Origin of the sequence: Amycolatopsis taiwanensis DSM 45107, from assembly GCF_000519205.1 — a bacterium.
Classification (GTDB): Bacteria; Actinomycetota; Actinomycetes; order Mycobacteriales; family Pseudonocardiaceae; genus Amycolatopsis_E; species Amycolatopsis_E taiwanensis.
Window position 1 is genome coordinate 382,083 of the sequence record NZ_JAFB01000005.1, and the last position, 20,236, is coordinate 402,318.

Sequence of the window (20,236 nt, forward strand, 5' to 3'; positions counted from 1 at the left end):
GAGTTCGTGGCTCTGTGGCCGAATCAGGGGTGTCCTTGCCGTATGCCAGCGAGGGTGGGCAAGTACAATGGATAACGAGTGGGCATCCCTTGGGCGAGACTGAGGAGAAAGCAGGCCTGTGGCAGCCAAGCAGAACGATTACAACGCGTCCTCCATCACGGTACTCGAGGGGCTCGAAGCGGTCCGGAAGCGTCCGGGCATGTACATCGGTTCGACCGGTGAGCGCGGCCTGCACCACCTGATCCAAGAGGTGGTTGACAACTCGGTCGACGAGGCCATGGCCGGCTTCGCCACCAAGGTCGAGGTGACCCTGCTCGCCGACGGCGGCGTCCGGGTGGTCGACGATGGCCGAGGCATCCCGGTCGAGGAACACCCGGTTCACAAGAAGTCCACGCTGGAGATCGTGCACACCGTGCTGCATGCCGGTGGCAAGTTCGACAGCGAGAGCTACGCCGTCTCCGGTGGCCTGCACGGCGTCGGTGTGTCGGTGGTGAATGCGCTGTCCACGGCTCTGGACGTGGAAACCATCCGGGACGGCACGATCTGGCGGCAGCACTATCAGCACTCGGAGCCGGGCGAACTGATCGAGGTCGGCCCCACCGACCGGACCGGCACCAGCACCACCTTCTGGGCTGACCCGGACATCTTCGAGACCACCACGTACAACGCCGAGACGGTGGCGCGACGGCTGCAGGAAATGGCCTTCCTCAACAAGGGCCTGTCCATCGTCTTGCGAGACGAGCGGGTCACGGAGGAAGACGCCGAGACGGACGCCGTCGGCCAGCAGGCCCGCGTGAAGGAACGCGTCTACTACTACCCGGGCGGACTCGAGGACTTCGTCAAGCACATCAACGGCAGCAAGGAGCCGATCCACCCGAGCGTCATCTCGTTCGACGCCAAGGGCGACGGCCTCGAGGTCGAGGTCGCGATGCAGTGGAACTCCTCGTACACGCCGTCGGTGCACACCTTCGCCAACACGATCAACACCCATGAGGGTGGGACCCATGAGGAGGGCTTCCGTGCCGCGCTGACCCGGGTGGTCAACGTGTACGCGCGGGACAAGAAACTTCTCAAGGAGAAGGACGAGAACCTTTCCGGCGAGGACGTGCGCGAGGGCCTCGCCGCGATTGTGTCGATCAAACTCGCCGAACCGCAGTTCGAGGGACAGACCAAGACCAAGCTGGGCAACAGCGAGGCGAAGTCGTTCGTGCAGGCGAAGACGAACGAGTGGCTGGCCGACTGGTTCGAGCGCAACCCGGGCGAAGCCAAGACGATCATCAACAAGGCGGTCTCCAGTGCGCAGGCGCGGATGGCCGCACGGCGGGCCCGGGACCTGGTGCGCCGCAAGGGTGCACTGGACATCGGTGGCCTGCCGGGCAAGCTCAAGGACTGCCAGTCCACCAACCCGGAGGAGTGCGAGCTCTACATCGTCGAGGGCGACTCGGCCGGCGGCTCCGCCAAGGAAGGGCGCGAGAGCCGGTTCCAGGCGATCCTGCCGATCCGCGGAAAGATCATCAACGTGGAGAAGGCCCGGATCGACCGGGTGCTCAAGAACACCGAGGTGCAGTCGCTGATCACCGCGCTGGGCACCGGCATCCACGACGACTTCGACCTGTCCAAGCTGCGCTACCACAAGATCGTGCTGATGGCCGACGCCGACGTGGACGGCCAGCACATCCGGACGCTGCTGCTCACGCTGCTGTTCCGGTTCATGCGCCCGCTGATCGAGCACGGCCACGTCTACCTCGCGCAGCCGCCGCTGTACAAGATCAAGTGGCCCAGGTCCGACCCGGAGTACGCCTATTCGGACCGCGAACGCGACGGGCTCATCGCCGCCGGTGCCGAGGCTGGCCGCAAGCTGCCGAAGGACGACGCGATCCAGCGCTACAAGGGCCTAGGCGAGATGAACGCCGAAGAGCTGTGGGACACCACGATGGACCCGGCCCGCCGGCTGCTGCTGCAGGTCACCCTGGACGACGCGGCCGCCGCGGACGAGCTGTTCAGCGTGCTGATGGGCGAGGACGTCGACGCTCGCCGCTCGTTCATCACCCGCAACGCCAAGGACGTCCGCTTCCTCGACGTCTAACCGCCAAGACCAGACACCCTCGTCGACTCGTTTTTGAAGGACCCCATGACGGAAACCTTGCCACCGGATCACGACCGCACCGAGCCGGTCGACATCCAGCAGGAGATGCAGCGCTCCTACATCAACTACGCGATGAGTGTGATCGTGTCGCGGGCGCTGCCGGACGTGCGCGACGGGCTCAAGCCCGTGCACCGCCGCGTGCTGTACTCGATGTACGACTCGGGGTTCCGGCCGGACCGCGGATACAACAAGTGTTCCCGCGTGGTCGGCGACGTGATGGGTAACTACCACCCGCACGGCGACTCGGCGATCTACGACGCCCTGGTGCGGCTGGCCCAGCCGTGGTCCCAGCGTCATCCGTTGATTGACGGCCAGGGCAACTTCGGTTCGCCCGGCAACGATCCGGCAGCCGCGATGCGGTACACCGAGTGCCGGCTCGACCCGCTCGCGATGGAGATGCTGCGGGAGATCGACGAGGAGACCGTCGACTTCTCGGACAACTACGACGGCCGGACGCAGGAACCGGACGTCCTGCCAAGCCGCATCCCGAACCTGCTGGTCAACGGGACCTCGGGGATCGCGGTGGGGATGGCCACCAACATCCCGCCGCACAACCTGCGCGAGGTCGCCGACGGCGTGATCTGGGCGCTGGACAACCCGGACGCCGGTGAAGACGAGATGCTCGCCGCGTTGATGCAGCGGATCAAGGGGCCGGACTTCCCCACCAAGGGCCTCATCCTCGGCACCTCGGGCATCGCGGAGGCATACCGCACGGGTCGCGGGTCGATCCGGATGCGCGCCGTCGTCGAGGTGGAGGAGGACATCAAGGGCCGCAGCACCCTGGTCGTCACCGAGCTGCCGTACCAGGTCAACCCGGACAACCTGGTGGAGAACATCGCGGCACTGGTGCGCGACGGCAAGATCACCGGCATCAGCGACATCGCCGACGAGTCGAACAGCCGACGCGGCATGCGCATCGTGGTCACGCTGAAGCGGGACGCGGTGGCCAAGGTCGTGCTGAACAACCTCTACAAGCACACCCAGCTGCAGTACAACTTCGGCGTCAACATGCTGGCCCTGGTCGACGGCGTGCCACGCACGCTGCGGCTCGACCAGATCGTGCGGCACTACGTCAAACACCAGATCGAGGTCATCGTCCGGCGCACCCGGTACCGGTTGCGCAAGGCGGAGGAGCGGGCCCACATCCTGCGCGGCCTGGTCAAGGCGCTGGACATGCTCGACGAGGTCATCGCGCTGATCCGGCGGTCGTCGACGGTCGACGAGGCGCGCACCGGCCTGATGGAACTGCTGGAGATCGACGAGATCCAGGCCACCGCGATCCTGGACATGCAGCTGCGCCGGCTGTCCGCGCTGGAACGTCAGAAGATCATCGACGAGCTGGCGAAGATCGAGATCGAGATCGCCGACCTGAAGGACATCCTGGACAAGCCGGAACGGCAGCGGCAGATCGTCAAGGACGAGCTGACCGAGATCGTCGAGAAGTTCGGTGACGAGCGGCGGACCCAGATCATCCCGTTCGACGGCGAGGTCTCGGTCGAGGACCTGATCGCGGTCGAGGACGTCGTCGTCACGATCACCCGCACCGGCTACGCCAAGCGCACCAAGACGGACCTGTACCGGTCGCAGAAGCGCGGCGGCAAGGGCGTGCAGGGCGCGCAGCTCAAGCAGGACGACATCGTGCAGCACTTCTTCGTGTGCTCCACGCACGACTGGATCCTGTTCTTCACCAACAAGGGCCGTGTCTACCGGGCGAAGGCATACGACTTGCCCGAAGCCAACCGCAGCGCGCGCGGCCAGCACGTGGCCAACCTGCTGGCCTTCCAACCCGACGAGACCATCGCCCAGGTCATCGAGATCCCGAACTACGAGATCGCCCCGTACCTGGTGCTCGCGACCAAGCGCGGCCTGGTGAAGAAGACCAAGCTGACCGACTTCGACTCGAACCGGTCCGGCGGCCTGATCGCGGTCAACCTGCGGGAAGGCGACGAGTTGGTCGGCGCGGTGCTCGCCGGGCCCGAGGACGACCTGCTGCTGGTCTCCGCCGAGGGGCAGTCGATCCGCTTCCACGCCACCGACGAGACGCTGCGGCCGATGGGACGGGCAACCTCGGGTGTGCTCGGCATGCGGTTCAACGACGGTGACGAACTGCTTGCGCTCAACGTGGTCAAGCCCAGTAAGTTCCTGCTGGTCGCCACCGACGGCGGATACGCCAAGCGCACCCCGATCGAGGACTACCCGGTACAGGGCCGCGGCGGCAAGGGTGTGCTGACGATCCAGCACGACCAGCGGCGTGGCAGGCTGGTCGGAGCACTCATCGTCGACGTGGACGACGAGCTCTACGCCATCACATCGAGCGGGGGTGTCATCCGGACCGCCGCCGAGCAGGTGCGCAAGGCGGGCCGGCAGACCAAGGGCGTGCGGTTGATGAACCTCGGCGAGGGAACCACCTTGCTTGCCGTGGCACGCAACGCCGACGAGCCCTCGGACGTCGGTAATGGCGAGGGTAATGGCGGAGAGGACACCGGCGAACAGGGGTAGCGGCCCCCGAGCCAAAGGTGAGGAATGCGCGCGGACGGGGTACTCCGCGACGGGCATTCGACAGCGCAAGGTCGCGGTAAGGATTGAGTGGTGACATCACCGGAAGACCCAGAACGGCCCGGTACCGGCAAGGCGGACCCGCCGTGGCAGCGGTTGAGCAAGGACTCTGCGGCAACCAGCACCACGGAAACCGCGTCCGAAGCGTGGCCTCCGGACGAGCGTGCGGAAAATGTGCTGTACTCGGAGAAGAGCGCCGGTAAACCCGCGGTCACCGAGAGTGCGGCACACGGGTTGTTCGGAAACCAGGCCGAGTCGGCGCCGACTGAGGTGATGTCTGGCTTGAGGGGGCTGGGAAAGGTGAGCGTGCCGACCGCGGGCGCCAAGGGACGCGCGACGCCGAGCGCCCTGCGACGCCCCGGCCGCGGGCCGCGCCGGGCCAGCCTTCAGGTCAAGCGAATCGACCCCTGGTCGGTGCTGAAGCTCTCGCTCGTCCTTGGTGCCGCGATGTTCTTCATCTGGCTGGTCGCGGTCGGCGTGCTCTACACCGTGCTCGACGGCATGGGTGTGTGGGACAAACTGAACGGCACGTTCTCGTCCCTGGTGTCCGGTGAGGGCGGCAACGCGCCGTCCGGCCCGTTGATCAGTGCCGGTCGCGTGTTCGGCATCGCCGCGGTCATCGGCGCGATCAACATCGTGCTGCTCTCGGCGCTGGCGACGGTGAGCGCGTTCATCTACAACGTGTCCGCCGATCTGGCCGGCGGCCTGGAAGTCACCCTGTCGGAACGAGACTAGAAGGCATCATGTAGTCTTCTCTCGTTCCCAGGGCCCATAGCTCAGGCGGTTAGAGCGCTTCGCTGATAACGAAGAGGTCGGAGGTTCAAGTCCTCCTGGGCCCACACCAGGTCAGGGCCGGTCTCCCAAGCGTGGGAAACCGGCCCTTCTTGACTAACTGCCTGACTATGCTGCTTGGTTGTCGTCTGGACTGCCGAAGATCCGATCCATTGCCTCGGCGCCATGCTCCACGATCGGTCTCAGTTGGTGGCGGTAGACCAACTCCGTAACGGCCGTGCCGTTGTGACCCATGAGCCGCGAAATCTGCTCGATGGGCATGCCGTTGTCGGAGAGCAGAGACACGAAGCTGTGCCGCAGCTCACGCGGTGTCCACTCCTTGGCCGCGAGTCCCGCTTTCTCGACAACCTTCCGAAACGCGCGCCGGACGTTGGCCGCGTCGAGTTCTGTCCCGACCGCCGACGAGAACACAAGGTCGGTCTCCTGCCAGCGGTCTCCGGCAAGCCGTCTCGCGAATGCCTGCTTCGTCTTGTGTGCCTTGAGAGCCTCGATGCACCGCTGAGGTAGGGCCAGGGACCGGCGAGACTTCCGGGTCTTCGTGTCGCCTCCCTCTCGTACCGATCGCCACACCATGATGTGTGGGGGTACCGGCGGGTCCGCGTTGGGCTTGCCGACCAGATCGACACGCGACCAGGTGAGGGCGCGCATCTCTTCGGTCCGTGCGCCGGTCAGGAGGGACACCACGACGTAGGCGCGCATGGATGTTCCCTCGGCCGCTTTCAGGATGGCTTCCGCCTGCTCGACCGTCAGCGACTTCGACGGCCGCCCTTGCCTGCCCTCTGGAATCTCACAGAGCAGTGCAACGTTCCGCTTCACCTTGTCGCGCTTCTGAGCCCTGGCGATGGCTCGCCGCAGGATGGAGTGGAGGTCGCGAAGTGTGCGCGTCGAGAGGATCTTCGCCTTCTGGGCCAACCACTTGTCCACGTCGTCGGCAGTCAGCTCACGCGCTTTGCGCGCGCCCAGGGCCGGGATGACGTGTTGGTTTGCGAGGATCGTCAGCTTTTCAATGGTGGAATCTGAGCGGCGAGGCAGGCCGTAGGCAAGGAAATCCTTGACGGCTTGGCCGACCGTGTAGCGACGGTCCTCAGACGGTAGGCCGTCATCCAGATCACGGAGCATGTTCTTCAGCTCGCGTTGAGCGTCGGTCTTGGCCTTGCGGCTTGCTGACCGCACGATGCGCTTTCCGGCTGGCGTGTAGCCGACCGTGATTTCAGCGATCCACCGTTGACGCCTCTCGGACCACCGGATGCCACCCTCACCCCTGCTACGCCGTTTCGTCAAGGCTGACCTCCGATTCGTTGATGAGCAGTTGGACGTACTCCTGGATGGCGGTTGCTGGGATAAGCCGGGCACGCCCCTGCTTGACTGAGCGCAGCCGACCGGCGCGAATTTGCTCGTAGATGAAGGAACGGCTCATGGACAGCAGGCGCATGGCTTCGGTGATCCGGTAGAGGTGCCGTTCGGGCACCGCGACCGGCATGGGCACCGCGTTCGTCATCGTGCCTCCCCAGGGGTGTCGGGTGTTTCGTCCGCGACTGCCGCGACCTCCGCGACCGTGCTGGTCAGAGGGGGTGCGGGCGGGTTGTGGGTGCCGCGACCGTCCGCGACTTCCGCGACCGGGTGGTGGGTGTGGGTCGCGGTGGTCGCGGATGGTCGCGCGGCCGGTTGCGGGTCGGCAGGGGTGTTGACCTGCGGGGTCGCGGTGGTCGCGGAGGTCGCGGCTGTTTCGAGCGGTGGGAGGTAGCGGGACCAGGCGTCGGCCAGTCCGCCGTCTCCGTCGACCCGGTAGCCCTTGAGCGTTTTGCCGTTGACCTTGACGTCCTTGGGCCGGACCGAGTAGCGGTCCAGTTCCTTGGCCAGTCGGCGGTTGTCCAGCGACTTGCCCTGGAGGTCGGTCCATGGCCCGTCTTCGATGCCGTGCAGTTCGCCGAGCAGTTCGGCGGTGATCATGCGGTCGGTGCTGCGTGTGGTGAAGATGTGCCGGATGTCGCGGAGCAGTAGAACGCCGAGGGAGACGGCCGTGGGTCCGGCTTCGACCACGAAGTGGCGGCATGCTTTGCGGGCGGTGTCGGGCCAGTGGCCGCCTGCTGCGTCGGCGATGGCCAGCAGTGGCCGCCAGATCTCGGCCGCCCGGTCCCGGACCCCGTCCGGTCGTTCGGGGCGGGCGTGGGCGATCTCGTCGGCGACTTGCCGGGTCCACGTTTCCAGGTCGCCGCGTAGGGGCGCGGCTTCCCGCTCGACGTCCTGTTCGATGAACTCTTCGACGGTTTCGTCGTAGCGGCGTTTGCGCATGTGGATGGTGATGGCGCGGGTGGTGATGGTGTCGGGCATGCCTCCGGCGATCCCGGCCAGTGCCACCGGGGCGTAGACGGGGAAGCGGGTGACGTTCATGCTTTTGGCGTCCCCGACACACCGCGCCACCGTCGCCGTCCGCTTGTATCCGGCGTTGAGCAGGGCGCGGAGGTCTTCGTTGTTGCCGCCGGTTTTGGGGTTGAACACGGCGTCGATCTCGTCGAACAGCAGCGTGATCGGCCCCTCGACGAGCATGCGGAAGATCGCGGCCGGGGTGATGCTGATAGTCATCTCCGGCTTGGCCACCAGGTACTGACCCACCTCCAGTACCCGCGTCTTGCCGCTGCCCGGCTCGGCTGAGTCGAGGATGAGCCGGGGAGTGACATACAGCCGGTCCGCAATGTGGGTGTGGGCGTACCAGAGTGCGAGTGTTGGCGCGCAGTGTTCGTTGGGGAACGCGGAGAACCGCGACACGAACGTCACGACCGCATCCAGTACCTCGTGACCGGGCTTGAGGTAGGCGCCGGCCGGGGCCGGGCCGAGCCAGGTCAGCGGCCGCACCGGCGCCACCTCGGGTAGCTCGGGGTTCGGCGTGGTGCCGTGGTCTTCGGCTTGCTTGGCGGCTCCCGACTGCCGAGCTGTCCAGATGCCCTGACAGTTCTCCGAGCAGAAATCCGGCGAGGGAGAGCCCCCGCGCGAGCGGCCGCACTGCAAGCAGTTGGCGGCCGGGTCGTCGCCGATGGCGGCGTCGATCGCGGAGACGGTGTCGTTGATCTCGGGCATCAGGCGGCCACCTCCAGCCGGGCCGAGATGCCGCTGTGTCGGGAAGCGGTCTGGTAGCGGGTCCACAGGTCGTCGGCCGTCGTGGTGTCGTCGGCCAGCTCGTGTAGCTCGTCAGTGGGTGACTCGGCGACGGCTTGAAGCAGCCGGTGTGCGTGTTCGGCGACAGCGCGGCGCCACGCGGCTTTGAGCACCACGGCTTTGAGGTAGGCCGCGTGCTGCTCGGGCGCGACCGGCGCATCCTGGTAGGCGTTCGCGATCCAGAGGCCGACTTGTTGCAGTCGGGTGGCACGTGGCCGGTCGGCGATCTCGTGAGCCTGCTCGAACAGCACCGCGGGCGAGGGCGGCTGGTCGTGCGCGACGGCACGGATAGCCAGGTGGAGCACAAACGTGGCCGTCGGGTCGGCAAGGTCGGCGGCCCGCATTCCGGCGAGCACGCGCCGGGCCGGGGATGCCGGGAGCTGCATGAGGCAGCCAAGGAACTGGCGTTCGGGGTCAAGCAGTGCGGGGTTCATTGATCACCTTCGAAAAGCGAAACGGGCGGGTGGTGGCGGGTCAGTGGTTGTCGTCGCGGCGGTTGCGCCTGCGGGGGTCGCGCAAACTGCGGTGGGTGCGCACGGCGGCGTTGTAGACGCGGCGCCCGGCGCGCAGCGTGCGGCCGGTGCCGTCGCAGCGGCGGCAAAGCCGGATCGCACGGAAGATCGGCGACCGGAAGAAGCCCACGCCCCGGCAGGCGCGGCAGGCCTTGTAGGGGTAGACGGCGCAGGACCAGACGTAACCGAGAGCGACAAAGAGCATGACGATGATGAACGGGGCGGTCAGGCTGTTGAGGGGGTTCACCGGGTGCCTCCAGGGGCGGTTTTGGGCGTGGTCGACCAGGCGCCTCTAGGTGCTAGGGCGCTGATCAGGGGTTGTTTGGGTGTCTAGGGAGGGCTCTAGGTCTAGAGGCGGCAGGCTCTAGACCTAGAGCCCAAATCGGGGCTACCCGCGACCCTGCTTGCGGTCACGCTCGGTGAGAGCGTCAGCAATCCATTCGCGCTTCACGCCCATCCGGTTAGCGCCCTTACCGGTGCCCGGGTCGGTGGCCCAAACCTGCTTGGTAGTGATGCCGAACGGCTTGAGCGCGCTGGAGAGCTGGGTGGACTTGGCGCTGCCGGTCGGCAGCTCGGCCCACGGCCCGTAGACGGCCGGGCGCAACTCGGCCAACCGGTCCACGATCGCTTCTGACCACGCCTTCTCCTGGTCACCGATCGCGGCGAGCACGTCCGCCAGCAGCGTGCTGCTGTCTGCGTCTTCCTCGGGGGTGAGATCGAGCCCGGCGGCGTAGCCGGTCAGCCGCCCCGCCGCGAGACGCGCGGTGCGGGCACACGCGGCGAGTTGCTCGGCGTCCGGGCCGTCGATGTAGACGGTGCGGGTGATATGCGGTTCGTCTCCTTCGCCGAGCAGGATGCCGATCCCCTTGTCTCGGAAGGACAGCGTGGTCGCGCGGATGCCGTTGCGGTAGGCGGAGGTGCCCAACACCATGTCGTTGGCCGGTTGTCCCCGCACCTTGAGACAGAACCGGATGACGGCGTTGTCGTTGATCCCGGTCGGGATGCTCTTGGCGTCCGGCCGTTGCGTGGCCAGGATGATCACGAACCCCAGTGCGGGGCCGCGCTTGACGATGTCGGTGCAGATCTCCTCGATCTCCGCGCCGTACTCCGGGTGTTCGAACCACTTCTGGCACTCGTCCACGCCGATCACGATCGGGTGCAGGCCGAGAGACTTCTTGCTGGCCAACTCGGGCGTGACCTTGTTCTCCGGGCACAGGTCCTTTGGCAGCTCGCGGATCACCTTTGCCCGCCGCCGCAGCTCGGCCGCCAAGGCGCGGAGGTCGGCCACGGCGTAGGCGATGTCCTCCGGCTCCTCCCCGGCGCGGTAGCGGTGCGAGACCGGAGCAAGCGGCGAGAGGTCACCGGTTCCCTTGAGGTCGTAGCAGTGCAGCTCGGCTCGGGGGTCCATGGCCGCGATCAGCAGCAACTCTCGCAGGGTGAACGTCTTGCCCATGCGCGGAATCGAGCCGATCACCATGGAGACGAACATCAGGGTGATGTCCATCCACCGTCCGCGCTGGTCGGTGGCGAACGGCTGCGCCTTGAACAGGTCGACCGTGCCGGTCTTGCGCAGCGGCCACGCTGGTTGACGCGTCTTGGACATGTCCTCGTCTCCCACCCACAGCACCATTCGCCCGGGATGGATCTCGGCGTTGCCTTCCGGCCACACGCACCCCAGCGGGCGGCCCAGCGCGGAGGCGAGTTTCGGGCGACGCTCGATCACCTCGCCTACCGTCACCCCCGGCGGGAGATCGACATCCGCACGCCACCCCGGGCCGTCACGGGTGATGGGTGCGGTGAACCCGATGGCGTCCGGGTTCTTGGCCAACGCCTGAGTGATCCCCGCAATGCCGAGCACCGAGAGCGCCTGGACCACGTTTTCACTGGTCAGCTTTTGCACCTTTGCCGACACCACCGCACGGGACCCGATGACCGGGTTGTCCTTCGGAGAGCCGAGCTTGCCCAGCAGGGCGACCGCCAGGACACCGCATGCCCAGATCACCCACTCTGGCAGCACGTTCGGCAGGACCAGCATCAGGACCAGGCCGAGCGTGGCGACCAGGCCAAGCTGAAACCAGCGCAGCACGACGCGCCGGTCCCGCTGCTGCGACAGCTTCAGATACAGCTCAGCCTTGTCGGCGGTTGCGGTTTCCGCGCGGGCCGGACGCCCTTCCGCATCGGTCACGTACCGGCCGGTCGCGACCAACAGGAGCAGCAGCCCGCGCGGCGACCGCACGGCCAGTCGCAACGCATACAGCGGGGAACGCGCCAGGTGATAGCCGGTCTTGTGGGCGTAGTGCTTGCCCACCCACACGGCGGCGCTCTTGGCCTCCGTCACGGACTTGAGGTAGCCGGGGATGATCGGCTGACGCTGCTGCGTCCGCAACCGGTCCAGCCAGGATGACCCGACACCGTCGGTGGCGGAGGTGTCGACCGGAACGGCCGGCGGGCGCTCCTCCGTCTCGTCGACCACCTCCGCGTCAATGACTTCCGGCGTCGGTGTGGCCGTGCCGCTGGCGGGGGTGGTGGGGAAGGCGATGACCTTGCCGGACTCGGCGTCTTCACCGCCGAATTCCTCGGGAGTGGTGCGCATCAGTCGGTCACCTCCCGGCCGTTGTCGGCGGCGTTGTGGAGCAGGTGCGCGAGAGCGGCGCCGCAGCCGAGCACGATCACGGGCAGGCAGGACACGAGCGTGGTGATCGGCCACGGCGCGCGGGTGACGCCAGCGGCGGACATCAGGTGATAGGCGACCTGGCCCGCCATGCCGAGTGCGAGGGAGCCGAACGCGGACCACTTCGCGAACTTGCGTGCCCGGTCGGAGCGGGTCGTGCCGGACAGCCAGACCCGCAGCGCGAACGCGGCGTAGGTTTCGACCCCGATCGGCAACGTGATCGCCGAGTTGATCGACACCCCGTCGAAGATCCCCGGGAACAGTTGGATGGGTCCGAACCCGGTCAACCGGCCCAGACCGACCCAGCCGCCCCAGATCGCCACGAACGCGGGCAGCGCCAGCAGCAACAACGGCCACGACTTCACCCGTCGCGCCCCTGCTGGTTCCGTACCCGAGTCTGAAACCGCTGTGACCTGCTCGTCCGAATCGGACTGCGTCGGCTTGGACGGTGTGCCCGAACGTGGCTTCGGGTTGGGTTCGGGGTCCGCGTCCGTGGTGGGCTCCGGGACCGCGTGCAGCGTCCGCATTGGCTTGGTGCCAGCGTCGTCGTTCAGCGCGGCGAGGATGGCGCGTGCCTTGGGCGCACCCACCCGGAACTCGGCCATGACCCGGTTCCGCGAAGGCGTCTCGCCCAGGTCCGCGACCCAGGCCCGAACCTTGGGCAGTAGCGCCTCGACCGAGGGCGGATAGGCGCTCCTCGTGGTGTTGGGCGTGTTCAGCCCTACCATTGGTGTTCTCCTGACGTACTTGATGGTGGTTGGGAGAAACCCGGTCCGGCGGCTGGTTCTTGGCGGTTCCGTGCGCCGGGCCGGGGCGAACTCAAGCGGCGGCGTCGGCGTCGTCCGTGCCGGCCAGTCCCGACCGCAGCGCGCCGTTGATCGTCTGTCGGGTCACGCGTCGCACGTGCCGGTGCTCCGCGACCCGATCGACCAGGGCCGACGACGGCTCGGGCTCGTGGGCCGTGAAGTACTCGACGATCAAGGCGTCAACGTCCGTCTCGTACAAACCATCGGGGGCGTAGCTGAGAGGTGGGATGAGGTCATCCATCAGTGGATCTCCATGGCTGTGTTCGGTGAATTCTGGCCTAGGCCAGATCTGGCGACTGCGACAGTAGATCAGCCAGATTGAGGATGTCAAGCTCTGGCCTAAGACAGCGCTAGACTGGCGTGGGCAGTGGAAGGGGAGCGAATGGCAGGAAGCCGAGAGGCGGTCGCCGACCAGTTGCGGGACCGCATCTTGTCCGGGGCGTATCAGCCGGGGGACAAGCTGCCGAGCACGCGTGACCTTGCCGGCACCTTCAGCGTGGCGCGCAACACGGCCAACGATGCTCTGCGGTTGCTCGCCAATGAGGGCCTGGTGGACATCAGGGACAAGAGCCGGGCGGTGGTGCTCTCGCCCGACGAGGCGACCAAGACTCCGGACGACCGGCTTGCCGACGCTCGAACCGAACTGCTCGGGATTCAGACAGCCGTGGCCGAGACGCAACGCCAGCTTGCCGAACTGGCCGAGCGCGTCTCCGTGGCGCTGTCCAAGCTCGGCCGCCGCGCCTAGCCGAACAACGCGCGCAGGAAGTCCACCAAACCGTCGATCACGGTTCCCACGCCGCGGACCCACCGGGCTGCGTCGGCCGGGTACTTGATGACCAGGACGACGACCGCGATCACCACCAGCGTGCCGATCACTTTGGGCAGCAGCCCGCCACCGGCCTTCACCACGGGGTAGGGACTCTTCGCCATTCCGGTCTCCTTTCGCCTCGACCTGCCGGAAACGGGGTTCCGATCGGTTGCTGTTGCTCATGTGGCAAAGGAAACCGCCCAAAGGGGGGTGCATGGGAGAGTGCACGAGGGGGTGCATTTGTGCACCAGGGGGGTGCACGGGGGTGCTTTAATCGATCACGGAGGTAGGTGTGGTCGACAACGAGAAGCAGCCGAACACGCTCCTAGCTGGGGTAATGAAGAAAGCGAGGGCGACCAACAAGGGCCTGGCTCGCCGAGTGCGTCTGCTCAGCGAGGCCGACGGGGGAGAGCCCGTCCGCTGCGACCACGTCTCCGTCAAACGCTGGCTGGATGGGACTAGACCGCAGGCGCGAACCTGCCTCCTGATCGTGCGCGTGCTTGGTGAACTTCTCGGCCGGGAAATCAGCCTCCAGGAGATCGGTTACGCCGACCCAGCCGAGCTACCGGCCGACGACGGCGGCAGTCAAGCGGACGACATTGCCACGCATGGCACGGAGTACCCCGAGCGCACCGACACGGCCGTTCGTCTGCTCGATACTCTCGCCGATCGCGACTTAGCCGACGCGCCATCCGTGACCGGTGCGCAGTGGAGCAGTGAGGTTGCTCCGCAGGTAATCACTGGCTACATGTTCGCCGAGCCGGCGCCGCTGATCGTGGCGGAGAGTTTCGAGCCGGTACGGGGCCTTGCCGTGGCCGAACGAATCCGCGACACGACGGCGTCGCTTATGCGGATGGACTTTCAGTGGGGCGGAGGCTACGTCCGGCGGATGCTCTTGCAGTTCTTCCGCGACCAGGTAGTGCCTGAACTGCGAAAAAGCCACCCAGACCACGCGCGGCGCGAGATCTTCAGCGCAGCGGCCGAGGTGGCCCAATTGCTCGGCTGGAGTGCCTACGACGCAGGACGCCACGGCGCAGCCATGCGGTACTTCGTGCAGGGCTTGAAGCTCGCGCGGGAAGCCCAGGACTACATGATGGGCGGACGGCTGCTCGCGAATCTGTCCCATCAGGCCAACTTCCTGGGCAACTTTTCCGACGCCGTCAAGTTCGCGCGGGCCGCGCAAAGCGCGACGTTCGGCCACACAACGAAAAACGTCGAGGCGATGTACGTCATGCACGAGGCACGCGCGCTCGCAAACCTCGGCGACCGACAGGGGACGGCCGGAGCCGTCCACCGGGCTGAACAGCTTTTCGGGCAACGTGACCCTTCCCGTGAACCCGGGTGGATCGCCTACTACGACGCCGAAGAACTCGCGGGCGATGCCTCGCATTGCTTCCGCGACCTCGGGATGGTCGCTGAGGCCAAGGAGTTCGTGGTGCAGGCCTTGGGCGAGGACACTCCACCGCGAACACGTGCCTTCATTCAGATGGTGTCCGCCGCGGCGTCGTACAAGGCCGGAGACCTGGACGAAGCCGTAGCGCTGGCGTCGGAGGCGGTGCGCGACGGCGCCGGCCTGCAATCCGCGCGCTACCTCCGCTACCTCACCGACTTCCAAGGGACGCTCACCGCACACTCCGGTCATGCGCTGGTCGGCGAATTTGAACAGTTGCTCGGCGAGCATTACCCCGATCTTCCGAGCCCGCTACGGCGTCGAGGCTCGCCTAGAACGGACGCCAGCGCTGGTCAACGTGGCCGTTCCGGATGGTCTGAATCCGCGTCCGGTACTCAGCCGCGATATCCGGCGACTGATCAACGTTCTGCATGATCCACGTCGTCATCTTGATCTCATGGGTAGCCCGCAGGGTTCGGAAGCCTTCCCACGAGGTCACGTCGAAGCCGTAGGCCTCCGCGAACTCGGCATACTGGCCGGCCGACCACCAACCCGCCGTGACGTACTCCGTTGCGGTCATCGACAGATCCCACTCGGGTTGCCCCCACGCGACGTTCTCGAAGTCGATCAACACCGTCCGACCCGCGTTGACCATGACGTTCTTGATGTGCGCGTCTCCGTGGATGACTGTCGGCGCGAGCGGGAACTGAAGAGCCGCGATCTCGTCCCGCAACTCCTCGCACCGGGCGAGCAGTATTTCCTTGTCAGCATCGGGAACCGGGGCCTTCTCAACCCGCGGTTCGACCCTGCTCAGGATGTCGACTGTCGGTAGATCGAAGTCTGTCGGAAAGGGCAAGTGGTGCAGCTTCCGGAGGGATTCCCCCAGCCTGGCCACGTCGCCTGGTGTGGCGACGCTGCCGGGGATGAAACGCCAGAATGTCACCGGGTGCCCGGATATTTCGATCGGCTGCCCATTCACGTCGAATAGTTCCGCGGCCGGAAAGTCCAGATCGGCCAGCCACCGAGCAACGTTGACTTCCTTGGCCACGCTTGCCCAGTAGTCCATGTTGCGGGCGATACGCACTACCACGGGGGCAGACTCAAGCCGGTAGAGAGCGTTCTCCCCGAGCCGCATCAGGGAAGCACCGCCGGCGTCCAGCCCAACCTTGCGGCAGGCTTCCTCAAGGACTGGTCGTGTCGTCTCCGGCGAGAACACCAACCCCTCAGCCATGCACCTCTCCTCGATCGCAGGATCGACAGCCAGGCTACGGGGAGAGGCAGGCCCGGGCACGTTGCCCCAGCCGCGGCGCTCCTGAGCTGCGGTGATGCTGTACACGGCGGCGCCGAAGGCAGGTTGGTCGACCTGCTTGTGCGGGTCGGTGACAAACGTTCCCTTCGAGCGCAACGTGATGACCAACCCTCGCTCGCGCAGCAACTCCGTGGCCCGCCGCGCGGTCCCCAGCGACACGCCGTATTCGTCGGCGAGCCTCCGTTCGGCAGGCAACGGTTGATTTGGCTTCAACTCCCCGGACTCGATGCGAAGCGCGATGTGATCAGCCACTGATTCGTAGATGTAGACCGGGTTGTCTGTTTGGATCTTGAAATTCATGAAAGTGTCAGTTTCTTTCTGAAATCAGTTGTGGGGCCGGACTGCGTTGCGTCGTCAGCCCTGCTCGCCAGCAGGTACGCCAGTTCGGTCAAGGTTTCGGCGGCGGTTCGGAGCCCTGGGGCGAGGTCTCTGCTCGGGTGCAGGAGTTCCGAGCTGAGGCTTTGCAAGGTCTCTGATGACTGCGTAGCCAGCCTGGCAAGCTCCTCGTTGCTGATAACTACGGTGCCGTCGATGACGCTGGAGTCGTCGATCTCGTTGGCGCGTTGGTCCAGGTGGTCGCCGACATCGCGTAGGCGGCTGGCGAGGATTCGCAGGGCGAGCGAGCGTCTGCGGTCGTCGTTGGTGGGCTGCATAACCTCCAGTAGGACCTGGCCGAGGTGTTTGTTGAGGTCGCTTACCCTCCGCAGAAGCGCCGCGTCACGCGGGTACACGTTGGCTCCGAGCGGAGATCGAGGCAGGGCGTTTCGGGGTTCGGCCTGCTGCGTCGTCGGACGGCAGCGGTCGGTAGCCGTGACTCGTGTGGGTTGACATGCCGCCATGGTCATGGCTTCTGAGCAGGAAAAACAGGGCGTTGATCAATGTTTTCGCGTCCGGTCGCGGCCCGTTCTAGGCCTGCGGGGCATAGAACCGCGTAGCGCGGTGGGTGGCCGGTAGCCTTTGCGCGTGGATCTCCTCCCGTTCGACGAGTATGTACGCTCGCTGGACCGTAAACGCATGTCCGCGGGGGTGCTTTTCCGAGACGCGGCGGGGCGCGTGCTGCTGGTCGAGCCGTCGTACAAGCCCCACTGGGACATCCCCGGCGGGGCCGTCGACGCCGGCGAGCCACCGTGGAAGACCGCCGTCCGAGAGGTGCGGGAAGAACTCGGTCTCGACCGGCCGGTGGGCCGTCTCCTGGTGATCGACTACCAGCCCGACGACGGCCGGTATCCCGAGGGCATCGCCTTCGTGTTCGACGGCGGCTTGATCAGCGAGCAGGAGGTCACTGACCTCGTGCTCACCGATCCCGAAATCGTGGCTGCTCGTCTGGCCAGCCTTGAAGATGTTGCCGAGAAGTTGAAGCCGTCCCTCGCCCGCCGGGTTGCCGTTGCCCTCGACGTCGCTCGTACGGGTGGTCTGGCCTTGTGCGAGAACGGAGAGCGCGCTACCGGATAACCTTTACGCAGGGCGCACGTCAGATCGCGGAGGGGATATGGCGGCCGGTAACAATCTTTCCGAGAACCTCGCTCGATTCCGCAAGGCGCGGAACATGTCACAGGACGAGCTAGCCCACGCCGCAGGGGTCGGCGTGGATACCGTCGCCCGGATCGAGCAAGGAACACGCCAAACCAGCCGACCGGCGACGTTGAGCAGGCTCGCTCGCGCACTGGGCGTCACGGTCGAGCGGCTGCTCGGCCACGTCGCCTCCGAGCCGCCGAGCGAAATCGACATCCGAACCCTGCGCCAGGCCATCACCATGGGCGAGCACGTGCCTGGCTTGGGTGACTTCGCCGAGTCCCACGAGGTGATCCGGCTCGACGAACTGAGCCACGCCGCTCACCAGGTGTGGCGCGCCTACGTCGATGGCCGCCACGCCGAGCTACTTCACGCCCTGCCCGCGGTGCTGGCCGATGCCCGCCGGCTCATCCGGTCCTCGACCGGGACCGAGCAGGCCGCCGCACACCGCGCACTCTCAACCGCCTACCGGCTCGGCGCTGGCATGGCCGGCCGAGCCGGGTTCGATGACCTGGCCTGGACCTCCGCAGAACGCGCCCTCGACGCTGCTCGCCACTGCGACCAACCCGAGCTGGAAACGGCGATCTCTCTGCGCTACCTCGCATGGACCCTGGTCCGGCAGGGCCGACTCGATGACGCCGAGCGAGTCGCCGTGACCGCAGCCGCGCGCGTACAGCCCGCGATGTTTGATCGGGACCCTGCACGTGCCGGGGTGTTCGGCAATCTGCTGTTCAACGCCGCATCCGCTGCTCTATTCGCTGGGAGCCCCACCCGGGCGGAAGACTTGCTGGCGGAGGCGCGAGCGGCGGCCACGCGGTCGCGAGGAGACACCGCGACCGAAGCGGCGATCTTCGGTCCGCGTGTGGCCGCGCTTCAGCAGGTCGACCACGCGGCACGGGCGGGCGACCCGGAAACAGCGTTGCGACTCGCAGAGATCATGCCTCCTGCTCAGGGCGAAGTCCCTGCCTTCTGGGAAGCAGGACACCGGTTGCGGCTAGCCGCCGCGTCCTTCGAACTACGCTCGTACGAACGTGCACTTGGGTACCTGGTCGAGGCAAGGGACCTCGCGCCGGACTGGGTGCGCTATCAGCCGTTAGGCAAGGCGACAATGCAGAGGCTTGTTGATCGGGCTCCCCGCCGTCGGGGTGCCGATTTTGCCAAGCTAGCCGGTCACTACGGCGTTGTGGATCAGCGGGAGTAACTACTCACGGGTTGGAATGTTCTTCGGCGGAGCAGAGCGGCGGGCGGGCTCGATCGAGCCTTGATCTCAGTGTTCACAGCAGTCCAGCAGCGTGCAGCTTGATCAGCGCCACTACCAGGGCGGTGAGGCTGATGCCCCAGACGATCCGGAACATCTTGAAGGCCGTCTCGCGCCGTTCGGAGTCGTCGTGGCGTGATAGGGCCACGTGCGCGATGCAGGAGACCAAGACGACCACGAACAAGGCGTAGCCGCCCAGGATGATCCAGGACCACATCACACACTCCTCACCTTGAAAGATCAGGTGAGGCAGAACTTTCGGGGCCCGCTCCGCTTTATATCGGCTAGCTCAGCGCGGCGCAAACCGCCTGAGGGATATCAGGTGGGGCGATATTCGCCGGATAAATATGGCGAGGTCATGCCTGGCAACAGCCCAACAATCGCCCTGGATGACCGCAAACCTTCGTGGGCGTCTGGGACGCGTAAAGCCCCAGACTGGGAGAGAACGACAAGATCAAGAAGCCGTGACGGTGCATGGATGGCAGCGGATTTGTTGGGGCCGGTATCGAGACGCTGCTGCGGGGTGGATGATTGGCGGATGGGGTCGCGGAGGGAAACGGACGCGGTCGATAGCGATGGGGGTCTCGTGGAGCGGGAACCCGAGTCGGTTAATGCTGTCGCCGGTTCGGTCGGTGGCGTTGTGCAGGCTCGTGATGTCGGCGGAGACGTCACGATCAACAATTACAGTGCAAGCTCTGGAGCGCGGGGACGGCACCGGGTGGGTGTGGTTCCCGCACGTGCGGGCTGTTTTCAGGACCGGGCGGTTTCAGCAGAGTTGGCGCAAGCCATTACCGAAAGCCGGTCGGTGGTGTTGGTAGCGCCTGAGCTTGCCTCGACTCGGGTGCTCTCGGGTCTGGGTGGTGTGGGCAAGACGCAACTGGCCGCCGACTACGCCGAGCGGGTATGGGCGGCCGGCGAAATTGACCTGCTGGTGTGGGTGGCGGCGGGTTCGCGAGATGCCATCGTGTCCACCTACGCCACGGCAGCGAGTGAGCTTGGCTGGCACAATGACGGCGACACCGAGCAGGGCTCGCGCCGGGCGTGTCATGCCAACCGTGTAAGTCGGAGGTGGCCCATGATCGACTGGCTGGTTAGCTGGCCGGAAGGGACATCAAGTGACCAAGGACACATCGTCGAGCGGGTCGTCGGCTCGCGCGGATGAGGCGGCAGCGCGGCGGTTGGCGGAGGCTTTGTCGCCGGCGACGATCGATTCGTTGATCAAGGACGCGCAGGCGGCCGGGACGCCGTTGGATGGCGCGGACGGCCTGTTGAATCAGATGACCAAGGCGGTTCTTGACCGCGTGATGCAGGCCGAGATGACCG

20 protein-coding genes, 1 tRNA gene and 1 pseudogene are annotated in these 20,236 nt (G+C 66.3%); 10 read left to right on the forward strand and 12 right to left on the reverse strand.

The window, feature by feature from the left end; genetic code table 11:
- Positions 1 to 118: 118 nt before the first annotated feature.
- The 4 genes from gyrB to A3CU_RS0106755 all read left to right on the forward strand — a co-directional run bounded on the left by gyrB (position 119) and on the right by A3CU_RS0106755 (position 5,541).
- Positions 119 to 2,086, forward strand: a complete 1,968-nt coding sequence (gene gyrB, locus A3CU_RS0106740; RefSeq protein WP_027941639.1) for a DNA topoisomerase (ATP-hydrolyzing) subunit B — start codon at positions 119 to 121, stop codon at positions 2,084 to 2,086.
- Between the two features lie 45 nt (positions 2,087 to 2,131).
- Positions 2,132 to 4,645 carry a DNA gyrase subunit A gene (gyrA, locus tag A3CU_RS0106745; RefSeq protein WP_027941640.1) on the forward strand — a complete coding sequence of 838 codons (2,514 nt, stop codon included), beginning with the start codon at positions 2,132 to 2,134 and terminating at the stop codon, positions 4,643 to 4,645.
- 90 nt (positions 4,646 to 4,735) lie between these two features.
- Positions 4,736 to 5,437, forward strand: a complete 702-nt coding sequence (locus A3CU_RS0106750) for a DUF3566 domain-containing protein (RefSeq protein ID WP_027941641.1) — start codon at positions 4,736 to 4,738, stop codon at positions 5,435 to 5,437.
- A 30-nt stretch (positions 5,438 to 5,467) separates the two neighbouring features.
- A tRNA-Ile gene (locus tag A3CU_RS0106755) sits at positions 5,468 to 5,541 on the forward strand.
- 61 nt (positions 5,542 to 5,602) lie between these two features.
- Here the strand turns inward: A3CU_RS0106755 and A3CU_RS0106760 are convergent.
- From A3CU_RS0106760 to A3CU_RS43710, 8 genes are all read right to left on the reverse strand, one after another.
- Positions 5,603 to 6,667: a tyrosine-type recombinase/integrase gene (locus tag A3CU_RS0106760; RefSeq protein WP_245616900.1), complete on the reverse strand. Its 1,065-nt coding sequence runs from the start codon at positions 6,665 to 6,667 to the stop codon at positions 5,603 to 5,605.
- A gap of 91 nt (positions 6,668 to 6,758) precedes the next feature.
- Positions 6,759 to 6,992 (reverse strand): helix-turn-helix domain-containing protein, encoded by a 234-nt coding sequence (locus tag A3CU_RS0106765; protein WP_245616901.1) that lies wholly within the window; start codon positions 6,990 to 6,992, stop codon positions 6,759 to 6,761.
- Complete coding sequence (locus A3CU_RS0106770) at positions 6,989 to 8,569, reverse strand: DUF3631 domain-containing protein (protein WP_027941644.1); 1,581 nt, start codon at positions 8,567 to 8,569, stop codon at positions 6,989 to 6,991. Before A3CU_RS0106770 ends, A3CU_RS0106765 begins: the two co-directional genes overlap by 4 nt.
- Positions 8,569 to 9,081, reverse strand: coding sequence for a hypothetical protein (locus A3CU_RS0106775; RefSeq protein ID WP_027941645.1), 513 nt, complete (start codon positions 9,079 to 9,081; stop codon positions 8,569 to 8,571). The genes A3CU_RS0106770 and A3CU_RS0106775 overlap by 1 nt, the downstream gene beginning before the upstream one ends.
- A 40-nt stretch (positions 9,082 to 9,121) precedes the next feature.
- The gene (locus A3CU_RS0106780; protein ID WP_156960258.1) at positions 9,122 to 9,406 is read right to left on the reverse strand and encodes a hypothetical protein; all 285 of its coding nucleotides are present in this window, start codon (positions 9,404 to 9,406) and stop codon (positions 9,122 to 9,124) included.
- Between the two features lie 141 nt (positions 9,407 to 9,547).
- Positions 9,548 to 11,752, reverse strand: coding sequence for an FtsK/SpoIIIE domain-containing protein (locus A3CU_RS0106785; protein ID WP_027941647.1), 2,205 nt, complete (start codon positions 11,750 to 11,752; stop codon positions 9,548 to 9,550).
- Positions 11,752 to 12,558 carry a hypothetical protein gene (locus tag A3CU_RS0106790; protein ID WP_027941648.1) on the reverse strand — a complete coding sequence of 269 codons (807 nt, stop codon included), beginning with the start codon at positions 12,556 to 12,558 and terminating at the stop codon, positions 11,752 to 11,754. Before A3CU_RS0106790 ends, A3CU_RS0106785 begins: the two co-directional genes overlap by 1 nt.
- A gap of 91 nt (positions 12,559 to 12,649) precedes the next feature.
- Positions 12,650 to 12,877, reverse strand: a complete 228-nt coding sequence (locus tag A3CU_RS43710; protein WP_052371501.1) for a hypothetical protein — start codon at positions 12,875 to 12,877, stop codon at positions 12,650 to 12,652.
- Positions 12,878 to 13,018: 141 nt separating this feature from the next.
- Between A3CU_RS43710 and A3CU_RS0106800 the strand changes: the two genes are divergently transcribed.
- Positions 13,019 to 13,381, forward strand: coding sequence for a winged helix-turn-helix domain-containing protein (locus A3CU_RS0106800; RefSeq protein ID WP_027941649.1), 363 nt, complete (start codon positions 13,019 to 13,021; stop codon positions 13,379 to 13,381).
- Here the strand turns inward: A3CU_RS0106800 and A3CU_RS0106805 are convergent.
- On the reverse strand, positions 13,378 to 13,566 hold the full coding sequence (locus tag A3CU_RS0106805; protein WP_027941650.1) for a hypothetical protein: 189 nt from the start codon (positions 13,564 to 13,566) through the stop codon (positions 13,378 to 13,380). The genes A3CU_RS0106800 and A3CU_RS0106805 overlap by 4 nt on opposite strands.
- 170 nt (positions 13,567 to 13,736) lie before the next feature.
- Between A3CU_RS0106805 and A3CU_RS0106810 the strand changes: the two genes are divergently transcribed.
- Complete coding sequence (locus tag A3CU_RS0106810) at positions 13,737 to 15,269, forward strand: NsdA family TPR-like regulatory protein (protein WP_211246356.1); 1,533 nt, start codon at positions 13,737 to 13,739, stop codon at positions 15,267 to 15,269.
- On the opposite strand, the gene A3CU_RS55390 is transcribed toward A3CU_RS0106810, so the two are convergent.
- The gene (locus A3CU_RS55390) at positions 15,166 to 16,443 is read right to left on the reverse strand and encodes a phosphotransferase (protein ID WP_084143111.1); all 1,278 of its coding nucleotides are present in this window, start codon (positions 16,441 to 16,443) and stop codon (positions 15,166 to 15,168) included. The two genes, A3CU_RS0106810 and A3CU_RS55390, sit on opposite strands and share 104 nt — an antisense overlap.
- Positions 16,440 to 16,874: a hypothetical protein gene (locus tag A3CU_RS0106820; RefSeq protein WP_027941653.1), complete on the reverse strand. Its 435-nt coding sequence runs from the start codon at positions 16,872 to 16,874 to the stop codon at positions 16,440 to 16,442. The genes A3CU_RS55390 and A3CU_RS0106820 overlap by 4 nt, the downstream gene beginning before the upstream one ends.
- A gap of 232 nt (positions 16,875 to 17,106) precedes the next feature.
- Between A3CU_RS0106820 and A3CU_RS0106825 the strand changes: the two genes are divergently transcribed.
- Together A3CU_RS0106825 and A3CU_RS0106830 are read left to right on the forward strand one after the other, a co-directional pair.
- On the forward strand, positions 17,107 to 17,595 hold the full coding sequence (locus A3CU_RS0106825) for an NUDIX domain-containing protein (protein WP_027941654.1): 489 nt from the start codon (positions 17,107 to 17,109) through the stop codon (positions 17,593 to 17,595).
- A 37-nt stretch (positions 17,596 to 17,632) separates the two neighbouring features.
- On the forward strand, positions 17,633 to 18,856 hold the full coding sequence (locus A3CU_RS0106830) for a helix-turn-helix domain-containing protein (RefSeq protein WP_027941655.1): 1,224 nt from the start codon (positions 17,633 to 17,635) through the stop codon (positions 18,854 to 18,856).
- A 73-nt stretch (positions 18,857 to 18,929) separates the two neighbouring features.
- On the opposite strand, the gene A3CU_RS0106835 is transcribed toward A3CU_RS0106830, so the two are convergent.
- Positions 18,930 to 19,130 carry a hypothetical protein gene (locus tag A3CU_RS0106835; RefSeq protein ID WP_027941656.1) on the reverse strand — a complete coding sequence of 67 codons (201 nt, stop codon included), beginning with the start codon at positions 19,128 to 19,130 and terminating at the stop codon, positions 18,930 to 18,932.
- A 369-nt stretch (positions 19,131 to 19,499) separates the two neighbouring features.
- On the opposite strand from A3CU_RS0106835, the gene A3CU_RS52230 reads away from it, so the two are divergent.
- Both A3CU_RS52230 and A3CU_RS55555 read left to right on the forward strand, forming a co-directional pair.
- Complete coding sequence (locus A3CU_RS52230) at positions 19,500 to 20,075, forward strand: hypothetical protein (protein ID WP_156960259.1); 576 nt, start codon at positions 19,500 to 19,502, stop codon at positions 20,073 to 20,075.
- Positions 20,076 to 20,091: 16 nt separating this feature from the next.
- Positions 20,092 to 20,236, forward strand: a pseudogene (locus A3CU_RS55555) (IS256 family transposase); the annotation flags it as partial.